This window comes from Streptomyces sp. NPDC104581 (genome assembly GCF_055583685.1).
The window spans coordinates 73,551-93,231 of sequence record NZ_JBVJNN010000004.1 but is presented as its reverse complement, the minus strand read 5'-3'; the positions used below and the strand labels follow the sequence as shown (position 1 = coordinate 93,231).

The window sequence follows — 19,681 nt, the reverse complement described above, 5'->3', positions numbered from 1 at the left end:
GAACATGTGCGGGGGATAACCGACGGTGATGCCGCCAACCTCCGAAGTGATGCTCCACGTCAACGGCGAACCGCACCGCCTGACACTCGACAACCGCACCACCGTGCTCGACGCGCTGCGCGAACACCTGCACCTCACGGGTCCCAAGAAGGGCTGTGACCAGGGCCAGTGCGGTGCCTGCACCGTCCTGGTGGACGGACGGCGCGTCAACAGCTGTCTGATGCCGGCCGTCGCCCACAGCGGTGCCCGCATCACCACGGTCGAAGGTCTGTCGGGCGGAGGCACGGACGGTCTCCACCCGCTGCAACAGGCATTCCTCGACCACGACGGCTTCCAGTGCGGCTACTGCACCCCCGGCCAGCTCTGCTCGGCGGTCGGCGTCGTCGCCGAGGCGGCAGGCGGCCATCCGTCCCTTGTCACCGGCGCGGACGGGCCGCCCCCGGGCCGTCCGGTACCGCTCACCGCCGACGAGATCCGCGAACGGATGAGCGGCAACATCTGCCGCTGCGCCGCGTACCCGCACATCGTCGCGGCGATCGAGGAGGTCGCGGGCGTGTCGGAGGGCGGCGGGGGCGACGCCCGGGTGGTGGCCCCGTGAAGTCCTTCACCTACGAGCGCGCCACCGCCCCGGACGAGGCCGTCGCCCTCCTCTCCCGCGATCCGGACGCCCGCTTCCTCGCCGGCGGCACCAACCTCGTCGACCTCATGAAGCTCGGGGTCGAGACCCCCGGCCACCTCGTCGACATCGCCCGGCTGCCGCTCGACCGCGTCGAGGAGACCGGTGACGGCGGGCTGCTCATCGGTGCCACCGTCCGCAACAGCGATCTCGCCGCCGACCCTGCCGTCCGGACGCGCTACCCGGCGCTGTCGCAGGCACTGCTCGCGGGCGCCTCGGGACAGCTGCGCAACTCGGCCACCACCGGCGGCAATCTGCTCCAGCGCACCCGCTGTCCCTACTTCCAGGACGTCACCGAACCGTGCAACAAACGGCGGCCCGGCTCCGGTTGCCCCGCGCGGGAGGGCGTGCACCGCGATCTCGCGGTACTGGGGCACTCCGAGGCATGCGTCGCGACGCACCCGTCCGACATGGCGGTCGCACTCGCCGCGCTCGACGCGGAGGTACTGCTGCTCGGGCCGGAAGGCCGGCGGACGGTACCGCTCACGGCCTTCCACCGGCTGCCCGGCGACCGCCCCGAGCTCGACACCGGGATCCGTCCGGGCGAACTCGTCACCGGCGTCCGGCTCCCGGCGTCGTCCGCCGGGCTGCCGTCCGTCTACCGCAAGGCCAGGGACCGCGCCTCGTACGCCTTCGCGCTGGCGTCGGCCGCCGTGGCGCTCGACGTACGCGACGGTGTCGTACGGGAGGCACGGCTCGCCTTCGGCGGGCTGGCCCACAAGCCCTGGCGTGCCACCACCGCCGAAGCCGCCCTGGCCGGCGGTCCGGCCACCGCCGACGCCTTCGGCCGCGCCGTGGCCGCGGAGCTGGCAGCCGCCCGGCCACTGCGGGACAACGGGTTCAAGGTCCCGCTCGCCCACAACCTGGCCGTCCGGCTGCTCACCGAACTGGCCGATCCCGGCGCGGCCACCGTCGACCGCGCCGATCCCCGTCGCACAGACCACGGCCACGACCACGACCACGGAGGAGACCGGTGACCACCAGCCGGGAACGGACCCTGGGTACCGCCGCCTTCCGCGTCGAGGGACCGGCGAAGGTCACCGGCACGGCCCGGTACGCCGCCGAACACACCCCGCCGGGCTGCCTCTACGCGTGGGTGGTGACCGCGACCGTGGCACGTGGCCGGATCGAGTCCTTCGACACCGCCGCCGCCCTCACCGAGCCCGGCGCCGTCGCCGTACTGACCCATGAGAACGCGCCCCGGATCGGCGAACCCGACGATCCGGCGCTGGGCGCGCTGCGCGACGACCGTGTGCCGCACCGGGGCTGGGTCGTCGCCGTCGCGGTGGCGACCAGCATGGAAGCGGCGCGCGCCACCGCCGACGCGGTGCGCGTCACGTACGCGGCCGAGGACCACGACGTCGTCCTCACTCCCGGTCATCCGGGCCTCTACACACCCGAGTCGGCCAACGGCGGGCACCCCGGAACCCGCGAGCGCGGCGACTTCGACGCCGCCTACGCCGCCGCCCCGGTCACCGTCGACGTCACGTACGCGATGGACCCGATGCACAACCACCCCATGGAGCCGCACGCCGCCGTCGCCCACTGGCACGACGGACGGCTGACGGTGCACGACTCCAGCCAGGGGTCGAGCGCCGTACGCGAGACGCTGGCCGCGCTCTTCGGCACGGATCCGGCACAGGTCACCGTCATCAGCGAACACGTCGGCGGCGGCTTCGGCTCCAAGGGCACCCCGCGTCCCCAGCCGGTGCTCGCCGCGATGGCGGCCCTGCATACCGGGCGCCCGGTCAAGCTGGCGCTGCACCGCTCCCAGCTTCCGGCGCTCGTCGGGCACCGGCCGCCGACCATCCAGCGGGTGCGGCTCGGCGCGGGCCCGGACGGGGTGATCGACGCGCTGGCGCACGAGGTGACCACCTACACGTCCACGATCAAGGAGTTCGTGGAGCAGGCCGCCACACCCGCCCGCACCATGTACACCTCGCCGCACAGCCGCACCACCCATCGCGTCACCGCGCTCGACGTGCCGTCGCCGTCGTGGATGCGCGCACCCGGCGAGGCGTCCGGCATGTACGCGCTGGAGTCCGCGATGGACGAGCTGGCGCTCGCCGCCGGGGTGGACCCGGTGGAGCTGCGGGTGCGCAACGAGCCCTCGCACGAGCCGGATTCGGGCCGGCCCTACAGCAGCCGCCATCTCGTGGAGTGCCTTCGCGAGGGCGCCCGGCGGTTCGGCTGGCAGGACCGCGATCCGCGCCCCGGGGTGCGCGGGCAGGGCCGGTTCCTGCTGGGCAGCGGCGTCGCCGCCGCGTCGTACCCGGTGCTGATCTCACCGTCCACCGCCGAGGCGCGCGCCGAGGCGGACGGCGGGTTCCTGGTACGGGTCAACGCCACCGACATCGGTACGGGCGCCCGCACCGTGCTCGCCCAGATCGCCGCCGACGCGCTGCACGCGCCCCTGGACCGGGTCCGGATCGCGATCGGTGACAGCGACCTGCCGACGGCGCCACTGGCCGGTGGTTCGTCGGGCACCGGCTCGTGGGGGTGGTCCGTCGACAAGGCGTGCCGTGCGCTGCGTTCACGTATCGAGGAGGCGGGCGGCGCCGTGCCCGCCGGGGGGCTGTCCGTGAGCGCCGACACGGCGCGGGAGGTGGAGGCGGGATCGGAGTTCGCCCGGCACGCCTACGGCGCGCACTTCGTGGAGGTCCGGGTCGACACGGACACGGGTGAGATCAGGGTGCGCCGGATGCTGGGGGTCTTCGCCGCCGGCCGCATCCTCAACCCCCGCACGGCGCGCTCCCAGTTCATCGGCGCGATGACGATGGGGCTCGGCATGGCGCTGATGGAGGGCTCGACGATGGATCCCGTGTCCGGTGACTTCGCGGAGCGCGACCTCGCCTCGTACCACGTGCCCGCGCACGCGGACGTGCGCTCGGTGGAGGCGTACTGGATCGAGGAGGACGACCGGCACCTCAATCCGATGGGCAGCAAGGGCATCGGCGAGATCGGCATCGTCGGCGCGGCGGCGGCGATCGGCAACGCGGTGCACCACGCGACGGGGGTCCGGCTGCGGGAGGTACCGATGCGGCCGGACAGACTGCTGCCTCGGCTGGGCTGAGGGACGGGACCCGGCGGCGCCCGCCAGTCCTCGCGCCCCTCCGTCCCCGCCCGCCCGTCCTCGCGGCCCTCAGACCTCGGGAAGGGTGGGGTCCGGTGTCCAGGGGGACGGTGCGGCGGCGGCCCAGCGTTCGTGGTCGCGCCAGGCGCCGTTGATGTAGAGATAGGCGGGCGACATGCCCTCGTAGCGGAAGCCCAGCCGCCGGACCAGGGCCAGCGACGCCTTGTTCGCCGGCTGGATGTTCGCCTCCAGCCGGTGCAGCCGCAGGTCGTCGAAGGCGTGCCGCATGGCGGCGGTGAGCCCCTCGGTCATGTAACCGCGCCCGGCGGACGGGGCGAAGGCCGCGTAGCCGAGGGACGCGCCCTGGTAGCGGCCCCGGATGATCGAGTTGATGTTGACCAGGCCGGCGGCCGTACCGGTCTCCCGAACACGGATCACATAGCCCCGGTTGGTGCCGTCTTCGAAGCGGCGCATCCAGTCCCGGAACGCCTCGGCGGTCGCGGGCAGCTGCATCGTGTCCCTGTGCAGCTCGGCGCTGGCCCTCACGAGGGAGCAGAACTCATCCTGGTCGGCGAGGGTGAGCGGGCTCAGTCCGACCCGCGACTGCGTCTGTGACATGGGCCAATGCTAGGACGTGTCCTGGCGGTCCTGCCGGATCGGGGGTCGGTGGCCCCCACCTGCCCGCTCCCGGGGCGCTGGGGAGAGCCGTGGGTGTCAGCAGCGGGCGCGGAGCGTCCGCACGCCGTCGCCTTCGAGAGCGTCGCAGTACGTCCCGCGTCCGGTCATGGCCATGATCAGGGCGACGGTGCCGCCGGACACGAGCTGCCCGGAGCCCGCGGTGAACGGCCCGTCGTCCGCGACGAGTCGCAGCCCGCCGACCCGGCCCTTGGCCAGGACCACCTGGTCCGTACCCCGGTAGTACTCCGCCACCGGGGTCAGGGTGTCGATCGGGTACGGGCGGCGGATACCGAGGGGGCGCCTGATGTCCTCCCCGTGCACGATCATCTCGCCGAGCATGGCCATGGCGGGGACGGGAGGCTTGGTCGTGCTCGGGACCGAGCGACGGAACCTCTCCAGCGTCTCGGCCGGACCCGCGCCCAGATGCTCGGCCAGCCGCATGGCCACCATCTTGTCGAAGTCGAACCGGCAGCGGATCACGCCGGCCAGCCAGCGCACGGCGTTGAGGTTCGCCGAAGCGGTGAGATGGGCCAGTACCTCGCGCACCGTCAGCTCGGTACAGAGGGACGTGGTCGCCCACCGCTCGTCGGTGAGGTCGGCGAGATCGGCCGCCAGCGCCGCCCGCTCGGTGTGTATCAAGGGCCAGACATCGGTCTTCCGGCCGGATTCCGCTGTCGGTCGCGGATCGCTCATGCGAGGGGCTCCTGTCACGGGTCGCGTGCTGGTCCGCACCGGAGCCGGAAGAGTGTCCGGGCCGGGCGTCCAGGAGGAGGACTCCTGACCCGCGCCGGAATCATCGCTCGTGACCGGGTTTTTCTCCAGGCCCGCGGACCACGCGCGGCCGGACCGCGCGCGGCCGGGCCTCACGCGGCCAGGAGATCCGCCAGCCTGTCGCGCACACCGTCCCTGCCGGCCTCCGGCGCCGCCACCAGCCTCTCCCGCCTGCCCGGGTCCCGGGCCAGCAGATGCAGCCGCCCGTGGTGACGGGCCAGGATCAGGTCGGTGCTGGCGCCCGCCGTCTCGGCAGACCCGACCGCCGTGTACTCGGTGACGGTGACCAGCGCGGAGCGCTCCGACCCGGTCAGCACGGCGTCCGCGTCCATCGAGGGATCGCGGTCCGCCGCGGGGCCACGCGGCAGCCACTCGGTCAGCGTACGGAGCGCCTCGTCGAGCTTGTACAGACCGATCTGGTGCACGCCGAGCGCGTCGATGCGCACCATCAGACAGATCCTCTCCGGCTGGGGGAGCAGCAGGATCCGCCAGGGCTCGCCCGGGGCCGTCCCGGTCGTCCGGGCGTCGAGCACCTTCCTGGCCCGCTGCTGGAACGCCACGGCGATGCCCAGGTCTCCGCGTACCTGGACCTCCTCGCCCGACGAGCCGGCCAGCAGCAGTTCCCGTGCGGCCAGCGAGCGGACGGCCTCGGCGAGTTCGTCGTCCGACGGCCGGGCCTCCAGGAAGTCCACGATCGCGTCCACCGCCGTGAGTTCGGCGATGGTGTACGCGCCGAGCAGCACCGGCCCGGTGTTCACCAGATCCACCACGGCCGTGACCAGCCCCTGGGGGACGGACGCCTCGCCCGGCCCCGGCCCCGTCACCGGGGGAGTTTCGCGCCTGTCGTCGTTCATGCCGAACCTCCCGCCGGTGCCGGCCAGGCGTCCCTGGAGGGCGCCGTGCGACTCTCGCGGAGCACCGCGGCGGCGGTACGGGACGGGGTCTGCGTCACCCAGACGTCGGAGTTGCCGAACAGGCCCCGGCCGCCCCGCCCGGACAGTGCCCGACCGAGCTCACCGGCCAGATCGGGCCGGTCGGGCGGCGGGAACCTGTCCGCGAGTTCCCGGGAGACGGCCGTGACGTCGTCGTTCGCCTCGATCCGGCGCAGCGCCCGCGTCAGCGACCGCGCGACCGGCGGTGACAGGGAGGTGGGCACCGCCAGGACCGGCGCGAGATACAGAGGGCGCCGCTCGGTCATCCGGGACAGCCCCCAGGGCCCGACGTTGCTGTCGGTGAACTTGTACACCAGGTAATCCATCAGGTGCAGCAGATCGCTGGGACGGGGCAGCCTGGACCCGCCGAACGCGGCGGGTGTCTTCTCCAGCTGCACCCAGGTGCCCTGTGCCGTGCGGCCGTGCAGCTTCTCCCGTACGACGTGCCCGCGCATCCCGATGTCGGGGTAGACCGCCTTGTCGATGTCGCGGTGGTGGCTGGACAGCCGCGGATGGCTGCCCCTGGCGAACCGCCAGTGCTCGTACAGCCGCGGATCGTCCACCAGCACATGGCCGCCGCGCAGTACGTCCCGCAGCTGCGGGACCTGGAGCCCGTGCGCTTCGAGATCGGCGAGGACGACCGCCTCCTCGGGGCTGAGCCGTTCGGCGGCCTGGACCAGGCCCTTGCGGTACGACCCGGCCCGCGCGGTGATCTCGATCATGAGCCGCACCCTGGTGCGGACCCGCTCGGCGCGCTCGGCGCCGCCGGGGTCGGAAGCCCTGCCCGGCCGCTCGGCGAGCGTCCTGACGAACGCCGGCGTGTGCTTGCGCTTCATCTCGTCAGTACAGCACGGCGGACGGACCCCCGCAGGGGCTGGCCCGCGGGCCGGACTTTGCCATTCCTTTACAACCTGGTCCCCGGGTGCCTCGTCTCTCCTCCCGATCACCGGCCCCGCCCGCCGACTCCTTGGGCGGGCGGACGACGAAAGAGAGCGACTCATGCGCCGAACTGTCCTCAGTGCCATGGCACTCGCGAGTACCGCCGTAATGGCGGGCGCGGTGCCCGCCTTCGCCGACGACGCGACCCCCAGCGCCGTTCCCAGCACCCGCCCGACGGCCGAGGCCACCCCCTCCGAGGCGCCCTCCGACGCCCCCGGCCCGGCGGCCCGGAGCGCCGAACCGACCCGGGCGCCGGAGGCCCCGGGCCAGGTCGCCGTCGTACCGAAGGGAGCGCCCGACACCGGGGTGGTCCCGGTCTCCGCCGAGTCCGGGACCGACGGCGCGCTGATCGGCACGGGGGCCGCGGCCCTCGCCCTGGGCGGTGCGGCGTTCGTCGTCGTACGCCGCCGGCGGGCGACCGGGGCGTGACGTCGCCCTCCAGGCGCGCCTTCACCGCCGCCGCGCTCTCCTCGCTGCTCGTGGGCTGCGGCGGGCCCGGGACCGGCCGGACCCCGGCCGCGGACCGTTCGGGCGGTACGCCACCTCCCGAGCGGCCCGCCACGGAGGTGGACGGGACGCGGCAGCCGGCGCGTTCGGTCCCGGTCAGGCTGCGCATCCCGGCCATCGGGGTCGACACGCCCGTCATACGGCTCGGGCTGGCCCCGGACGGCACCATGCAGGTGCCACCGGTCACGGCACACGACCGCGCGGGCTGGTACCGGCACTCGCCGATACCGGGCCGGACCGGTCCCTCGGTGATCACCGGGCACGTCACGGTCGGCCCCTACGGCGACGGGGTCTTCCGGCGCCTCGCGCGGCTGCGCCGGGGCGACCGGGTCACGGTGCGCCTGGAGAACGGCACGGCGGCGGTCTTCGCCGTCGCCGCCGTACGGAAGGTGGCGAAGGCGGACTTCCCGGCGGACGACGTCTACGGCGACGTGGACCGGCCGGAGCTGCGGCTCATCACCTGCGGCGGCCCCCGGACCGATGACGGCTACCCGGACAACGTGATCGTCTTCGCCACGCTGACCGCCGCGAGTCCCTGACCCGCCTCGACGAAGCTCCACCCCGGACCGGCGGAACCCATTCCCCCGGTCCGGGCTCCTTCCCTGTGAGTCCCACGAGCCCTCCCTGGAGAGCGTTGAAACGGTCCCGCGACACGGCAGCGTCCGAGCTGTTCGCCGCCCTCTATCCGCGCCTCGCCGGCTGGTGCCGCCGTCTCGTCGACGACGACGGGACGGCCCACGAGATCGCCTCCGAGGCGTTCACCCGGCTCTGGGCCCGGTGGACATCCGTGCAGGAGCCACGCGGCTTCCTCTACGTCACCGCGGCCAACCTCGTCCGGGACCACTGGCGCAAACTGGAGCGCGAACGCAAGGCGATACGGCGCGTCACCTCCGAGGCCGCGGTCAGCCCGTACACCGAGCAGGCCGACCCCTCCGTGCGGCTGCTCGTGCAGTCGCTGCCCGAACGGCTGCGCGTCCCGATCCTGTTGCACTACTACGCTGACATGCCGATCCGGGAGGTGTCCGAACTGACCGGGCGTAAGGAAGGAACCGTCAAGGCCGACCTCCACGCGGCCCGCGAACTGCTCCGCGCCCACCTGAGGAGAAGCCTTGACCACACGTCCTGACGACGACGGCCCCCGGTTCGAGCCCGACGACCCCCTCGCCGTCCTGCTGCGGCCCCCGTCCGACAGGCTCGTGCCACCCCCGCGGCGGTACGAGGCGATCCGCCGCACCGCCGCCCGTCGCCGGCTGCTCCGTACCGCCGCGGGGGTCGCTCTGTCGTGTGCCGCCGCCGCGCTCGTCGCGCTGCCCCTCCACCTCGCGACGACATCCGGCGCGCCCGCGTCCCCGACGGTCCCGCTCGCGCCGCCGCCCCCCAGCAGCTCGCCGCCCCTGCCCACCGCGCCGCCGGCCTCCGCGCCCGCCGACCCCCGCCCCTCCGAGCGCGGGGAGCCCGAGGACTCGCCCACTCCGGCGGGCCGCACCCCCTCGGACGTCCCCACCACCGTCCCCATGGCGACCCCCAGCCGGGGCCCGAGCCAGGATCGCCGGGACCCGGGCCGGGACGTGGCCGAACCTCCCGCAGTCCCGGACGGCGGGGGGTTCGCGCAGCCGTGAACACCCCGCCCGCCCGCGGCGGTCAGTGCTGCTCCACACCGCTCACCTCGTTGGGAGGCTACGGAAGCCGCGCCGAGGCCGGCCGCTCGCCGGACTCCATGTCGATGGACATGAGCCGCCTGCCCGACCCGGTGTCGATCAGCGACACCTGCTCCGGACGCTCCCAGCTCGGCGTCCTCAGTCTTTCTTGGAGCCGCCCAGGACGACCGTCGACCGGTCCGAACCCGTCCGGTTGCCGATCCGGCCGTACTCCGTGGGGCAGTCGGCCTTCCTGATCGCACCGTCCCGGTGGACGAGGACACCGCCCTCGCAGCCGATGACGACCGCTTGAGGTCCGGCGACTGTCCCGGCTGCCCCATCGGCCCCGTCCGCACCGCCCGCCTGACGCGCCTGACGTGCCCGACGCGGCCGACGGTCCGGAGGTCCACGGCCGGCCGGGGGTTCACCCCTCGCGCAGCAGCGCGCGGGTCTCCCGGTCGATCTGGCGTGCCTCTCCCGTGGACACGACGACCACCGGCACCGCCGCCTCCGGCGGGCTGACCAGACGGGCCGGTACGTCGTCGTCCGACGGCGGCACCAGCAGACCGCCCGTGACGCCGAGGATGCCCAGCCCGGCGCAGATCTCCTCGCGCACCTCCGGCTGGTCCTCGCCGATCTCGCCGGTGAGGACCAGCGCGTCGAGACGGTCCAGGGACGCGGCCATCGCGGCGATGCCCCGGCGGCAGTGGTGGGTGAAGACGTCCAGCGCCAGGGCGGCCCGCTCGTCGCCTGCCGCCCTGTCGCGCACCAGGTCGCGCGTGTCGCCGGAGGACCCGGACAGGGCCAGCAGACCCGAACGGTGGTTGAGCGCCTCCTCGATGTCGGAGGCCGACAGACCGTGCCGGGTCTGGAGCCAGGTCAGGGCACCAGGATCGACGGCGCCGCTGCGACGGCTCATCACGAGGCCGTCCAGCGGAGTGAAACCCATGGTGGTGTCGACGCTCGTGCCGTCACGCACGGCGCACGCCGAACTGCCGCCGCCGAGATGCGCGATGACGACCCGCAGGCCCTCGGGCCGCCGTCGGAGCAGTTCGGCGGTGCGGCGCAGTGCCCACGCGTAGGACAGACCGTGGAAGCCGTAGCGCCGTACGCCGTACTCGCCGCGCCAGGTCTCGGGCACGGCGAACTCACGGGCCGCCGTGGGCAGTCCGGTGTGGAAGACGGTGTCGAAGCACGCGACGTGCGGCACGTTGGGCAGCAGCTCCCGGGCCGCGTCGAGTACGAGCAGGGCCGGCGGGACATGGGAGGGGGCCAGATCGGCGGTCAGCTGGAGGGTGTCCCGGACCTGGTCGTCGACCAGGGTGTGCCGCCGCAGGTCCGGTCCGCCGTGCACGATCCGGTGCCCCACCGCCATCGGCGCCGGAGCGTATCTGAGCAGATCCCGCAGCTGCCCGGACATGTTGTCGCCGGGCGCGGAGGCGTTGTCGTACGAGGCGAGGGCCGTGCCGTCGTTCGCGAAGACGGTCAGATGCAGGCTGGACGAGCCCGCGTCCACCACCAGCACGGGGTCACGTTCATGACTGGCCACGACAGCCCTTCCTCTCAGCTCCCCCGTTCGGCGGACAGGACCCGAACGGCGGTGTCGACGGGGGCCCGGGCGGCAACCACGCAGGGGCGCTCCATGTCGGGATCGGGCGTCGCCCGCAGCCTCAGAGTGAGTCCGGGACCGCCTTCCGGCAAGTTTGGGGAGCCGCCGTACCCGGCTACCCATGGAGGCGACCGGTACGAGCGGCCCGTACGAGTGGCCGGTACGCGCGACCGCGCGGCGGCCGGCACGAGTGATCGGTACGAGCAGCCGTACGAGCGACCCGTACGTACGGGCGACGGACCCCACGACCCCGGAGGCAGGAGAGGCACCATGCGCATCGGAATCATCGGAGCGGGCCGCATCGGCTCGACGCTCGCCCGGCACTTCGCCGGCATCGGCCACGAGGTCGCCCTCGCGAACTCGCGCGGCCCGGAGACGCTGGCGGAGCTGGTCGCGGGCATCGACGGCCCCGTCCGGGCGGTCACCGCCGAGGAAGCCGCCCGGTTCGGGCAGGTGGTCGTCGTGTCGATCCCGTACGGGCACGTGCGCGACCTGCCCCTGAGCGAGCTGCGCGACAAGGTCGTGATCGACACCGGCAACTACTACCCGGAACGCGACGGTCACGATCCCGCCCTGGACGACGACACCACCACGTCCAGCGAGAACGTACGGGCCGCGACGGACTCCAACCTGGTCAAGGCGTTCAACTCCATCTACTGGGAGACCCTCCGCGACCGGGGCCGCCCCAAGGGCGATCCGGAGCGCCTGGCCATCCCCCTCTCCGGCGACGACGAGGAGGCCGTGGCCGTCGTCGCGGGGCTGATCCGCGACATCGGCTTCGACCCGGTGAACGCCGGCCATCTCGGCGGAGGAGGGCGCAAGCACCAGCCGGGCAGCTCCGTCTACGGAGTGGAGCTGTCGGCCGGAGAGCTGGACGCGCGGCTGCACAGCGCCTGAACACCGCCCGAACACCGCGTCCCGAGCCTGGACGTCCTCGCGGCCGCCCCCCCCGCCGCTCTCCATCGGCTCCCGCCGGAGCAGTACCGTGTGTGACAGAGGAGGGAGTAACGCATGAGTATGGACACGGCTACGGAGAAGGCGGTCCTCGCGGGCGGCTGCTTCTGGGGTATGCAGGACCTGATTCGCGGTCTGCCGGGGGTGGTCTCCACCAGGGTCGGTTACACGGGTGGGGACGTCGCGAACGCGACGTACCGCAACCACGGGACGCACGCCGAGGGCATCGAGATCGTCTTCGACCCCGGGAAGACCGACTACCGGCAGATTCTGGAGTACTTCTTCCAGATCCACGACCCGACGACGCTCAACCGCCAGGGCAACGACATCGGCCTCAGCTACCGGTCGGCCATCTACTACATCGGTGACGAGCAGAAGCGGATCGCCGAGGACACCATCGCCGACGTCGACGCCTCGGGCCTCTGGCCGGGGAAGGTCGTCACCGAGGTGGCCGAGGCGGGCGACTTCTGGCAGGCGGAGCCCGAACACCAGGACTATCTGGTCCGCTACCCCGACGGGTACACCTGCCACTTCCCGCGGCCGGGCTGGAAGCTTCCCGTCCGCAGCGAGCGATAGCGCGCACCCGGACGAAGCCGGTGTCCGCCCGTCGACCGGGCGGACACCGGGCCGGTCCGCGACACGGACATCCCCGCCGCCGGCACCGTCGCCGCCCCCGCCGTCAGACGGCGAAGACCTGCGCGTCGTCCGCGAACGCCTTGAACTCCAGCGCGTTGCCCGCCGGGTCGAGCAGGAACATCGTCCACTGCTCGCCGGGCCGCCCCGCGAAACGGACACAGGGCTCGATCACGAACTCCGTGCCCGCCGCCCGGAGCCGGTCCGCCAACTCCTGGAACTCCGGCGGAGTCAGCAGCAGCCCGAAGTGCGGCACCGGCACGTCGTGCCCGTCGACCGCGTTGCGTACGTCCTCGCCGCGGCGCGGGGCCAGATGGGTCACGAACTGGTGGCCGTGGAGGTTCCAGTCCACCCACGTCTCCGCGCTGCGCCCCTCCGCCAGACCGAGTACGCCGCCGTAGAAACGGCGCGCGGCGGCGAGGTCGTCGACGGGCACCGCGAGATGGAAACGCGGAATGCCGGTGTCCGCAGTGGTCATGGAGGTGTCGCCGCCCTTCGTCGCTGCCGTGCCGCTGTCCGCGGTGGTCGTGGCGTCGTACGGCGCGCGGCGTGCGGCGCGCGTGTACAACCCGTCCCGGGACTGCTGCCCCTTTCCCGCCCCGCCCACCCGTCCCGTCAGACCGGCTTCTCCCGCACCACGTCCCGCGGCTCCTTGTCCTCCCGGAGCCCCAGGAAACGCGGATGGCGCAGCATCCCGTCCCTCGTCCACTCGGTGAACGCGATCTGGGCGACGAGCCGGGGCTCCGACCAGTGCGGCGCCCGCTCCCTGACCGTGTCCGCGAACGGGGACCGGGGCACCGCGGCCTGGTCGAGCCGCCTGCGCAGATCCGCCAGGGTCGCCCGGTCGTATCCCGTCCCCACCTTGCCCGCGTACCGCAGCCGCCCGTCCTCGTAGTGACCGAGGAGCAGCGCGCCGAATCCGACGCGGGAGCCGGAAGGCTCCGTGTAACCGCCGATCACGAACTCCTGGCCCTGCTCGCACTTGAGCTTCAGCCAGCCCGTCGAGCGCCGGGGCTCGTACCGGCCGGCCGCCCGCTTCACGATCAGTCCCTCCCAGCCGTCGGCGCACGCCCGGTCCAGCAACTCCTGACCGCCCGCGTTGCGGTGCGGGGTGAAGCGCAGCGGCGTCCGGAAGGTCAGGGCTCTGCGCAGCAGCGATTTTCGTGAGCGCAGGGAGACCGCCGTGAGATCGGCGCCGTCGAGGCGCAGCAGATCGAACAGGTAGTACGTGACGGCGACCCCACTGGCGCGGGCCCGGCGGGCGTCGCTGATCCCCATCCGCCGCTGGAGCAGGGCGAAGTCGGTCCGGCCGCGGGCGTACGCGACGACCTCGCCGTCCACGGTGAAGTCCTCGCACTCCTGCGCGGCCAGGGCGTCCACGATCTCGGGATAGGTGGTGTCGAGCCGTCGTCCGGTGCGCGACAGCAGCCGTACGCCCGACGCGTCCCGTACGGCGAGCACCCGGACCCCGTCCAGTTTCCGCTCGAAGATCCAGCCGTCGCCGAACACCCTCCGGTCGGTCAGGGTGGCGAGCATCGGTGCGGACGCCAGGAGGGCGCCCGACCGGTTGTGTCCCAGCCTGCGCCGCTCGTCCGCGGGCAGCGTGTCCAGGAGGCCGCTCATCGGTGTCCGCCTCTCTCCGTGGGGTCCGGCCAACCGGCCGGCTTTCTCGGAGGAAGGCTCCCCGCGAGGGCGCGCCGAGTGCGCGCACGAGCGGGGCCCGTCACCCGTTGGGGGCGGTGTCCGCGCGGTCGGCGGGACCCGTACGGCGCTCCGTGCGGTCAGCCGGTCGCGCAGTGGTCCCGGAGCCGCCGCGAGGCGCCGCACGTCGCCAGACTGCACCATCTGCGCCGCCCACCGCTGTCCAGGAACAGCCAGCCGCACTTCTCGTCGGGACAGACCCGCACCACGAGGCGGCGCGGATCGGCCAGCAGCTCCGCGGCGCCGCGGGCCGCCGCGTAGAGGGGGAGACGCAGCCCGGCCGCGGGGGAGATGCGCCAGCCGCCGAGACCGTCGCCACCACGGGTGAACACCGACGACCGCGCGGCGGCCTCCGCGACACCCGCCACCGCGTCGAAGGCCCCGGCGTCGGCCGGATCCGTCAGACAGGCGTACAGGCGCGCGCGGAACTCGCGGGCCTCGGCGAGTACGTCCGCGGCCTCGGCGGGTTCGCGTCGTGCCCGCGCGACCAGACGGGTGACGACATGGTCCGGCGCGAGACCGAGATGACCGGTCCACACCGCCAGCGCGGCGTAGTCGCGGAGCCACTCCGAACCGGGCAGCCGCGGGCCGCCCCAGCCCGCGTACGTGTTGCAGAACTCCAGCGCCGGGTGGCCGCTGGTGTTCCACGGCAGCCAGTGGTCGCGTACCCGGACCGCGTACAGGGGAGCGGGCGGCCGGTCCAGGGACGGATCGCGCCGCAGGACGCGCTCGTGAAGGGCGGTCAGGTCCGGTCCCGGCCCGACACCGAGCCGGGTGGCGAGCGCGTGGTGGGTGGCGCGGTAGAGCCGGAGGGCCTCGGCCGCGCGGCCGGCGCGGTACAGGGCCGTCATCAGCGCGGCGACGAGGCGCTCCCGTTCGGGATGTTCGGCGGCGAGCTCCGTCAGATCCGCCGCGACGCGTTCGTGCAGCCCCATCGCGAGCCGGCTCTCGGCCCCCAGTTCGGCGGTGGACAGCCGCAGCGCGTCCAGCCGGCCGCCGAGCCGTTCGCGGAGCCGGTCGCCCGCCACGTCGGCGAGCAGCGGGCCCCGCCAGAGCGCGAGGGCCGCGTCGCCGAGGCGGATCCGCTCGGCGGGGTCCGTGGCGCCGGCCGCGGCGCGGGCGAGCGGGACGAAGTCCCGGGCGTCGACCTCGTACCCGTCCGTCTCCAGGAGATAGCCGTCGTGCCGGGTCTCGATACGCGGTCCGCCCTCCGCGCGCAGGGCGGACCGAAGTCTGCCGACGTAGGTGTGGACGGTACCGCGCGCCGACGCGGTCGCCTCCCCGTCCCACAGCAGATCGATGAGCCGGTCCGTCGCCACGACGTGCCCGGCGTCGAGCAGCAGGATCGCCAGCAGACAGCGCTCCTGACGGCGGCTGTCCGTCAGGAGCGGCCGGCCCCCGTGACGGGCTTCGAACGGCCCGAGCAGCTTGAACTCCATCACGGGCAAGGGTAGTTCGGCGGGCGGGAGCGGCAACCGGCCGTGGTGAGAATGTGGTCAGAGCGCGGCGGGACGCTGGCGCCCAGTCCACTGGACCACCACGTCACCGGGGAGAACTCACGTGCGAGGCACCGTCGTAGCGCTACTGGCCCTGACCACACCGCTGTTGGGGGTCGGGACGCATCCCGCCCACGCGGCTTCCGGCACCGGGCGCGGCGGCTGGGAGCCCGCGCCCTCCGCACCCTGGGACGTGGCCGCCGGTGTGCGCTGCGACGTCCCCGTCCACGCCGAGCCCGTCGTCGACGAGGTGGAGCGGCGGGTGGTGACGACCCGTCCGGACGGCTCCCCGGAGCATGTCCTCTACCGGGGGGACCTGGTGCTGCGGCTCACCAACACCGACACCGGGGCCTTCCACGACGCGGACGCGAGCGGCACGGCGGCCGTGGAGTACCGGGCCGACGGCTCGCAGTTCTGGTCCGTACTCGGCCCGGTGCTCGTCGGTGTCGCGGAGAACGGCGGCAACCTGGCGCGCGGTCTGTATCTGATCGACGGCGTCTACACCCTGGACATCGACGCGACCGGGTACAAGGACGTGACCATGGTCCACGGCTCGGTCGACGACCTCTGCGCACGGGTCGACACGCGGTGACATCCGCGTGCCCCGGGCCCCGACACCCTGGTCAGGCGCGCCCGGAACACGGACCGGCGGGAGCGCCTCGGGCGGGGGCCCGGCCGGCTCCGGGGACCGCGCCCGGCCGTCGTGGGCCATGCCGCGCCGGCGAAACGGGCCGCCGGCCGGACCGGGTCCACGGTGGCCGAACCGACCGCCACGGCGTGCGCGCCCGCGCCGGAGGCCGCGCGCACCTCGTCCGGTGCCCAGCAGCCCGCTCGGCGACGACCGGCGCAACGACTCAGCCCGCGAACGGTGTGCCGGGGAGCCCCCGTCCCGCGTCCGGCAGGACGAGGAGCGAGCCGGTGAGGGGGTGCGGGGCGGTCACGCCGACCCGGGCGGTGGTGATGTAGAGGTCGCGCAGCCCCGGTCCGCCGAAGGCGCACGAGGTGGGGCGGCGTACGGGCAGTTCGACGGTCCGGTCCAGCTCACCGTCCGGTGTGTAGCGCCGGATCGCGCCGCCGTCCCACAGGGCGACCCAGACGCAGCCGTCCGCGTCGACCGTCAGCCCGTCCGGGAACCCGGCGCCCGCCTCGACGGTCGCCAACGGGCCCTCGTCGACGAGGGGTTCACCGGGGGAGTGGATGTCGGCGCGGAACCGGTCGATCCGGCCCGTGGGAGTGTCGATGTAGTACATCGTCCGGCCGTCCGGACTCCAGCCCGTACCGTTGCCGACGGTGACGGGGCGGGTGTCCGTGACGGTCCCCGCGGAGCTGCCCGGCGCGCCGGGCGCCTCCGCCGTGACCCGGATCAGCGTGCCGCCGCCCGGCGTCTCGTCGTAGCGCATGCTGCCCGCCCAGAGCGCGCCGTCCGGCGCGACGGCCGCGTCGTTGCCCCGGCGCCCCGGCACCGGATCGCGCACCAGCCAGGAGAACTCGCCGCCGGGACCGTACAGTCCGACGCCGTCACGGAGATTGACCACCAGCCCGCCCCCGGCCCGGGGGAGCGCCGCACCGACGTGCTGCTCGGTGGCCATGACCGTACGGCGGCCGTCGGCCGGGTCGAAGGTGTGGATCCGGGCCGAGAGTATGTCCACCCACAGCAGCCGGCCCGTGGCCGGATCCCAGGCCGGTCCCTCGCCCAGCCACGCCGCCGCCCGGACGGCGACCTCGATCCGGGACCCGGTCACCGCTCCCCGCCCCCGGCCGCCCGCACCGACTGCCACGGGTCCGTGAGCGGCCGCTGTCCCTGACCGCTCCGGCTCCAGTCGCACACCCCGCCCGGGAACGCCGCCCGCAGCTGCCGCAGCTCGGAGCCGGTGAACGTCACCTCGTAGTCGGCCGGGTCCACCGCCTTGCGCCGGCACGCGATCACGTCGTCCGCGAGCGGCGCTCCGGCCACCAGCCTCGGCGTCGGGAAGGCCGGGTAGAGCGCGCCGCACTCGCCCGGGTTGTCGTAGGCCAGGCGCTGCTCGACCTTCCGTGGCTCCGTGTCCCTGGTCCAGCACGCGTCCGTCAGCTCCGCCGGCTTGTGCGCGACGACGTCCCGCGCCGTCCAGCCCGCCCGCGCCCCGGTGGACGTCAGCGACGTCAGCCACGCGTCCATCTCCGTGAGGGCGTACCGCAGCGCGGGGCTCCGGAGGCTGAAGCCGTGCCGGTTGTCCTCCGCGAGCATCACCTGGTTGTCCGCGTGGCCGTTCGCCGCGACCAGGCGGGCGCGGGTCGAGTACCCGTGGACCGCCATGTGGATGTCGCCGCCGGGCAGGTCGTCGGTGTAGGAGCGGTGGTCGATGATCGGTGTGGTGGCGAGACCGGCACCGCCCCACAGGATGCGGCCGGTGCCGTACGCCGCCTCGGTCGCCCCGCGGTCGGCCGCCGTCCGGCCCTCGGTGAATTCGGCGTCCCGGTCGATGCCCCCGACCCGGGAGTTGAGGTCGATGAACTGCCGCTTGTCGATCGCCCCCTCGTTCAGCGCGTCGAGGCCGTACTGCACACCGACGTTGTCGAGCGGGCGCAGCGCGGCGCCCGTGCGGCGGTCGGTGCCGTACACGTTCCTGGTGTGGTCGAAGACCGTGCCCCGCGCCCCGTCGGGGTTGGTCTCCGCGTCGTAGCGCTGCTCCTGGGGCAGCGCGGCGGGGAACTCCGCGTCCGGGTCGAGACGCTTCGCGCCGTCGCTCAGGTTGGGGATGCTCGCCCGCTCACGGAACCCGGCGACCGCGGTCTGCTGTTCGGCGCTGAACTCGTTGGGCGCGCTCACGGAGAAGTAGTGGTCGAGCAGCCGGGCGTCCAGCAGCGTGGTGTTGGTCGCCGACGTGACGTCCGGGAAGCTGCACCCGACGATGATCCCGTCGAGCAGACCGGGGTAGTTGTCGGCGGTCTGATGGCTCTGGTACGAACCGCCGGAGCATCCCCAGCCGATGGTGAAACGGGGGACTCCGTACCGCTCCACGAAGTGCTCCTTGACCATCATCGTGGTCTCGGACGCCAGCAGGTCGTTGCAGTTGTTGCCGAAGACGTTGAGGGACGAGGAGGCCACGGCGTACCCACGGCCCAGCATCTCGGTGTCCAGTACGCCGCCGGTGTCCGAGCCCTGGGTGTACCAGCCGCCCCGGCACCCGCCGCCGAAGGTGTACATCAGCCGGCCGTTCCACCCCTCGGAGGGCCGTGCGCGGGTCGGCTCGGGCGCGGCGGGGTCGGCCAGCATGGAGATCTGGTAGACGCCCCGGTTGAGCGTGCCGGTCTCGACACGGATGAGGAAGGGGACGCGTGCGCCGGTGCTCGTGGTGGTCGTCGCCAGGTCCGCCGGGCGGCTCTCCGGATCGGCCAGCGGTTTCACGGTCCCGTCCGTGGACCGGTACGCGTGGTCGACCCGGGTCGCGACCGAGCAGTCCGCGTCCAGCGGCGGCCCCAGCGTGGAGCCGTCGACCAGCTTGAACGACTGCGTACCGCACACGAAGGGCCGCTCGTGCGGACCGCTGATGACCGGACCGGTCGAGGGGTTGTCGCGCACCTGGAGCGCCGCCCCCGCGCCGGGCCGGCCGGGGACGGTCGCGACGAGCCGGCTGCGGCCCTCGCGCAGGGACGTCACCAGGCCGGTCAGGGTGCCGGGCGGGGACCCGGCCGCCGAGAACGCGTCCGTGACGTCCGTCCCGTCGCGGGTGATCCGCACGTCGTCGGGGTCGAGGCGGGGTGGGACCCCGACCCGTACGAGGACGTCGCCGCCGGTGACCACGTCGGGCCGGGTGGACAGCGTGTCGATGGTCAGACGTTCGCCGCCGCCCGGCGGCTGCGCCGCGGCACTGGGCAGACAGGTCAACAGCAGCGCGCCGGCCGCGAGCGCGGTGGCGAGGACGGACCGACGGGACACCGATGAACCCCCATGCTCTGTGGACCGGCAGCCACCGGCCCGTGGAACGACGTGCGCGTCCCGTACGTCCCGCACAGCCCCGCACGGGTCCCCGCGGACGTCCCTTCCGACACTCACGTCACTCCACATCACTCCCGGACCCGCAGAATGGTTCAT

Annotated in this window: 20 protein-coding genes; 10 read left to right on the top strand and 10 right to left on the bottom strand. The window is 73.7% G+C overall.

Going from position 1 to position 19,681, the window contains the following annotated elements:
- Window positions 1-28 precede the first annotated feature (28 nt).
- From ACZ61E_RS05235 to ACZ61E_RS05225, 3 genes are read left to right on the top strand one after another with little or no spacing between them, the layout of a single operon-like run.
- A complete protein-coding gene (locus ACZ61E_RS05235; protein ID WP_469697674.1) occupies window positions 29-598 on the top strand; it encodes a 2Fe-2S iron-sulfur cluster-binding protein in 570 nt (189 codons plus the stop codon).
- Window positions 595-1,653, top strand: coding sequence for an FAD binding domain-containing protein (locus ACZ61E_RS05230; protein WP_469697673.1), 1,059 nt, complete (start codon window positions 595-597; stop codon window positions 1,651-1,653). Before ACZ61E_RS05235 ends, ACZ61E_RS05230 begins: the two co-directional genes overlap by 4 nt.
- Complete coding sequence (locus ACZ61E_RS05225) at window positions 1,650-3,749, top strand: xanthine dehydrogenase family protein molybdopterin-binding subunit (RefSeq protein WP_469697672.1); 2,100 nt, start codon at window positions 1,650-1,652, stop codon at window positions 3,747-3,749. Before ACZ61E_RS05230 ends, ACZ61E_RS05225 begins: the two co-directional genes overlap by 4 nt.
- 69 nt (window positions 3,750-3,818) lie before the next feature.
- Here ACZ61E_RS05225 and ACZ61E_RS05220 read toward each other — a convergent pair whose 3' ends face one another.
- From ACZ61E_RS05220 to ACZ61E_RS05205, 4 genes are all read right to left on the bottom strand, one after another.
- A complete protein-coding gene (locus tag ACZ61E_RS05220; protein ID WP_469697671.1) occupies window positions 3,819-4,367 on the bottom strand; it encodes a GNAT family N-acetyltransferase in 549 nt (182 codons plus the stop codon).
- A 96-nt stretch (window positions 4,368-4,463) separates the two neighbouring features.
- Window positions 4,464-5,120 (bottom strand): maleylpyruvate isomerase family mycothiol-dependent enzyme, encoded by a 657-nt coding sequence (locus ACZ61E_RS05215; RefSeq protein ID WP_469697670.1) that lies wholly within the window; start codon window positions 5,118-5,120, stop codon window positions 4,464-4,466.
- A gap of 170 nt (window positions 5,121-5,290) precedes the next feature.
- Window positions 5,291-6,052 carry a hypothetical protein gene (locus ACZ61E_RS05210; RefSeq protein WP_469697669.1) on the bottom strand — a complete coding sequence of 254 codons (762 nt, stop codon included), beginning with the start codon at window positions 6,050-6,052 and terminating at the stop codon, window positions 5,291-5,293.
- Window positions 6,049-6,966 (bottom strand): hypothetical protein, encoded by a 918-nt coding sequence (locus tag ACZ61E_RS05205; protein WP_469697668.1) that lies wholly within the window; start codon window positions 6,964-6,966, stop codon window positions 6,049-6,051. The genes ACZ61E_RS05210 and ACZ61E_RS05205 overlap by 4 nt, the downstream gene beginning before the upstream one ends.
- A gap of 163 nt (window positions 6,967-7,129) precedes the next feature.
- On the opposite strand from ACZ61E_RS05205, the gene ACZ61E_RS05200 reads away from it, so the two are divergent.
- The 4 genes from ACZ61E_RS05200 to ACZ61E_RS05185 all read left to right on the top strand — a co-directional run bounded on the left by ACZ61E_RS05200 (window position 7,130) and on the right by ACZ61E_RS05185 (window position 9,195).
- Window positions 7,130-7,498 carry a sortase-dependent protein gene (locus ACZ61E_RS05200; RefSeq protein ID WP_469697667.1) on the top strand — a complete coding sequence of 123 codons (369 nt, stop codon included), beginning with the start codon at window positions 7,130-7,132 and terminating at the stop codon, window positions 7,496-7,498.
- A complete protein-coding gene (locus ACZ61E_RS05195; RefSeq protein WP_469697666.1) occupies window positions 7,495-8,115 on the top strand; it encodes a class F sortase in 621 nt (206 codons plus the stop codon). Before ACZ61E_RS05200 ends, ACZ61E_RS05195 begins: the two co-directional genes overlap by 4 nt.
- A 95-nt stretch (window positions 8,116-8,210) precedes the next feature.
- Window positions 8,211-8,702, top strand: a complete 492-nt coding sequence (locus tag ACZ61E_RS05190) for an RNA polymerase sigma factor (protein ID WP_469697665.1) — start codon at window positions 8,211-8,213, stop codon at window positions 8,700-8,702.
- The gene (locus ACZ61E_RS05185) at window positions 8,686-9,195 is read left to right on the top strand and encodes a hypothetical protein (RefSeq protein ID WP_469697664.1); all 510 of its coding nucleotides are present in this window, start codon (window positions 8,686-8,688) and stop codon (window positions 9,193-9,195) included. The genes ACZ61E_RS05190 and ACZ61E_RS05185 overlap by 17 nt, the downstream gene beginning before the upstream one ends.
- Window positions 9,196-9,637: 442 nt before the next feature.
- Here the strand turns inward: ACZ61E_RS05185 and ACZ61E_RS05180 are convergent, their stop codons facing one another.
- Entirely contained in the window at window positions 9,638-10,762 is a 1,125-nt protein-coding gene (locus tag ACZ61E_RS05180) for an acetate/propionate family kinase (protein ID WP_469697663.1), read from the bottom strand.
- Window positions 10,763-11,092: 330 nt separating this feature from the next.
- Between ACZ61E_RS05180 and ACZ61E_RS05175 the strand changes: the two genes are divergently transcribed.
- Together ACZ61E_RS05175 and msrA are read left to right on the top strand one after the other, a co-directional pair.
- Complete coding sequence (locus ACZ61E_RS05175) at window positions 11,093-11,719, top strand: NADPH-dependent F420 reductase (protein WP_469697661.1); 627 nt, start codon at window positions 11,093-11,095, stop codon at window positions 11,717-11,719.
- A gap of 120 nt (window positions 11,720-11,839) precedes the next feature.
- Complete coding sequence (msrA, locus tag ACZ61E_RS05170) at window positions 11,840-12,352, top strand: peptide-methionine (S)-S-oxide reductase MsrA (protein WP_469697968.1); 513 nt, start codon at window positions 11,840-11,842, stop codon at window positions 12,350-12,352.
- Between the two features lie 103 nt (window positions 12,353-12,455).
- On the opposite strand, the gene ACZ61E_RS05165 is transcribed toward msrA, so the two are convergent.
- The 3 genes from ACZ61E_RS05165 to ACZ61E_RS05155 all read right to left on the bottom strand — a co-directional run bounded on the left by ACZ61E_RS05165 (window position 12,456) and on the right by ACZ61E_RS05155 (window position 15,549).
- Window positions 12,456-12,887 (bottom strand): VOC family protein, encoded by a 432-nt coding sequence (locus ACZ61E_RS05165; protein WP_469697966.1) that lies wholly within the window; start codon window positions 12,885-12,887, stop codon window positions 12,456-12,458.
- Window positions 12,888-13,024: 137 nt separating this feature from the next.
- Entirely contained in the window at window positions 13,025-14,032 is a 1,008-nt protein-coding gene (ligD, locus tag ACZ61E_RS05160; protein WP_469697660.1) for a non-homologous end-joining DNA ligase, read from the bottom strand.
- A 158-nt stretch (window positions 14,033-14,190) separates the two neighbouring features.
- Window positions 14,191-15,549: a BTAD domain-containing putative transcriptional regulator gene (locus ACZ61E_RS05155; RefSeq protein WP_469697658.1), complete on the bottom strand. Its 1,359-nt coding sequence runs from the start codon at window positions 15,547-15,549 to the stop codon at window positions 14,191-14,193.
- Between the two features lie 121 nt (window positions 15,550-15,670).
- On the opposite strand from ACZ61E_RS05155, the gene ACZ61E_RS05150 reads away from it, so the two are divergent.
- Window positions 15,671-16,198, top strand: coding sequence for a hypothetical protein (locus tag ACZ61E_RS05150; protein ID WP_469697656.1), 528 nt, complete (start codon window positions 15,671-15,673; stop codon window positions 16,196-16,198).
- A 262-nt stretch (window positions 16,199-16,460) separates the two neighbouring features.
- Here the strand turns inward: ACZ61E_RS05150 and ACZ61E_RS05145 are convergent, their stop codons facing one another.
- Together ACZ61E_RS05145 and ACZ61E_RS05140 are read right to left on the bottom strand one after the other, a co-directional pair.
- Window positions 16,461-17,348: an SMP-30/gluconolactonase/LRE family protein gene (locus tag ACZ61E_RS05145; RefSeq protein WP_469697654.1), complete on the bottom strand. Its 888-nt coding sequence runs from the start codon at window positions 17,346-17,348 to the stop codon at window positions 16,461-16,463.
- The gene (locus ACZ61E_RS05140) at window positions 17,345-19,525 is read right to left on the bottom strand and encodes a DUF6351 family protein (RefSeq protein ID WP_469697652.1); all 2,181 of its coding nucleotides are present in this window, start codon (window positions 19,523-19,525) and stop codon (window positions 17,345-17,347) included. Before ACZ61E_RS05140 ends, ACZ61E_RS05145 begins: the two co-directional genes overlap by 4 nt.
- Window positions 19,526-19,681 lie beyond the last annotated feature (156 nt).

Bases quoted from the DNA above. Each gene is read 5' to 3' on its own strand.
- ACZ61E_RS05235 (WP_469697674.1), top strand. From the start codon at position 29: ATGCCGCCAACCTCCGAAGTGATGCTCCACGTCAACGGCGAACCGCAC.
- ACZ61E_RS05220 (WP_469697671.1), bottom strand. From the start codon at position 4,367: ATGTCACAGACGCAGTCGCGGGTCGGACTGAGCCCGCTCACCCTCGCC.
- ACZ61E_RS05215 (WP_469697670.1), bottom strand. From the start codon at position 5,120: ATGAGCGATCCGCGACCGACAGCGGAATCCGGCCGGAAGACCGATGTC.
- ACZ61E_RS05210 (WP_469697669.1), bottom strand. From the start codon at position 6,052: ATGAACGACGACAGGCGCGAAACTCCCCCGGTGACGGGGCCGGGGCCG.
- ACZ61E_RS05205 (WP_469697668.1), bottom strand. From the start codon at position 6,966: ATGAAGCGCAAGCACACGCCGGCGTTCGTCAGGACGCTCGCCGAGCGG.
- ACZ61E_RS05200 (WP_469697667.1), top strand. From the start codon at position 7,130: ATGCGCCGAACTGTCCTCAGTGCCATGGCACTCGCGAGTACCGCCGTA.
- ACZ61E_RS05175 (WP_469697661.1), top strand. From the start codon at position 11,093: ATGCGCATCGGAATCATCGGAGCGGGCCGCATCGGCTCGACGCTCGCC.
- msrA (WP_469697968.1), top strand. From the start codon at position 11,840: ATGGACACGGCTACGGAGAAGGCGGTCCTCGCGGGCGGCTGCTTCTGG.
- ACZ61E_RS05165 (WP_469697966.1), bottom strand. From the start codon at position 12,887: ATGACCACTGCGGACACCGGCATTCCGCGTTTCCATCTCGCGGTGCCC.
- ligD (WP_469697660.1), bottom strand. From the start codon at position 14,032: ATGAGCGGCCTCCTGGACACGCTGCCCGCGGACGAGCGGCGCAGGCTG.
- ACZ61E_RS05155 (WP_469697658.1), bottom strand. From the start codon at position 15,549: ATGGAGTTCAAGCTGCTCGGGCCGTTCGAAGCCCGTCACGGGGGCCGG.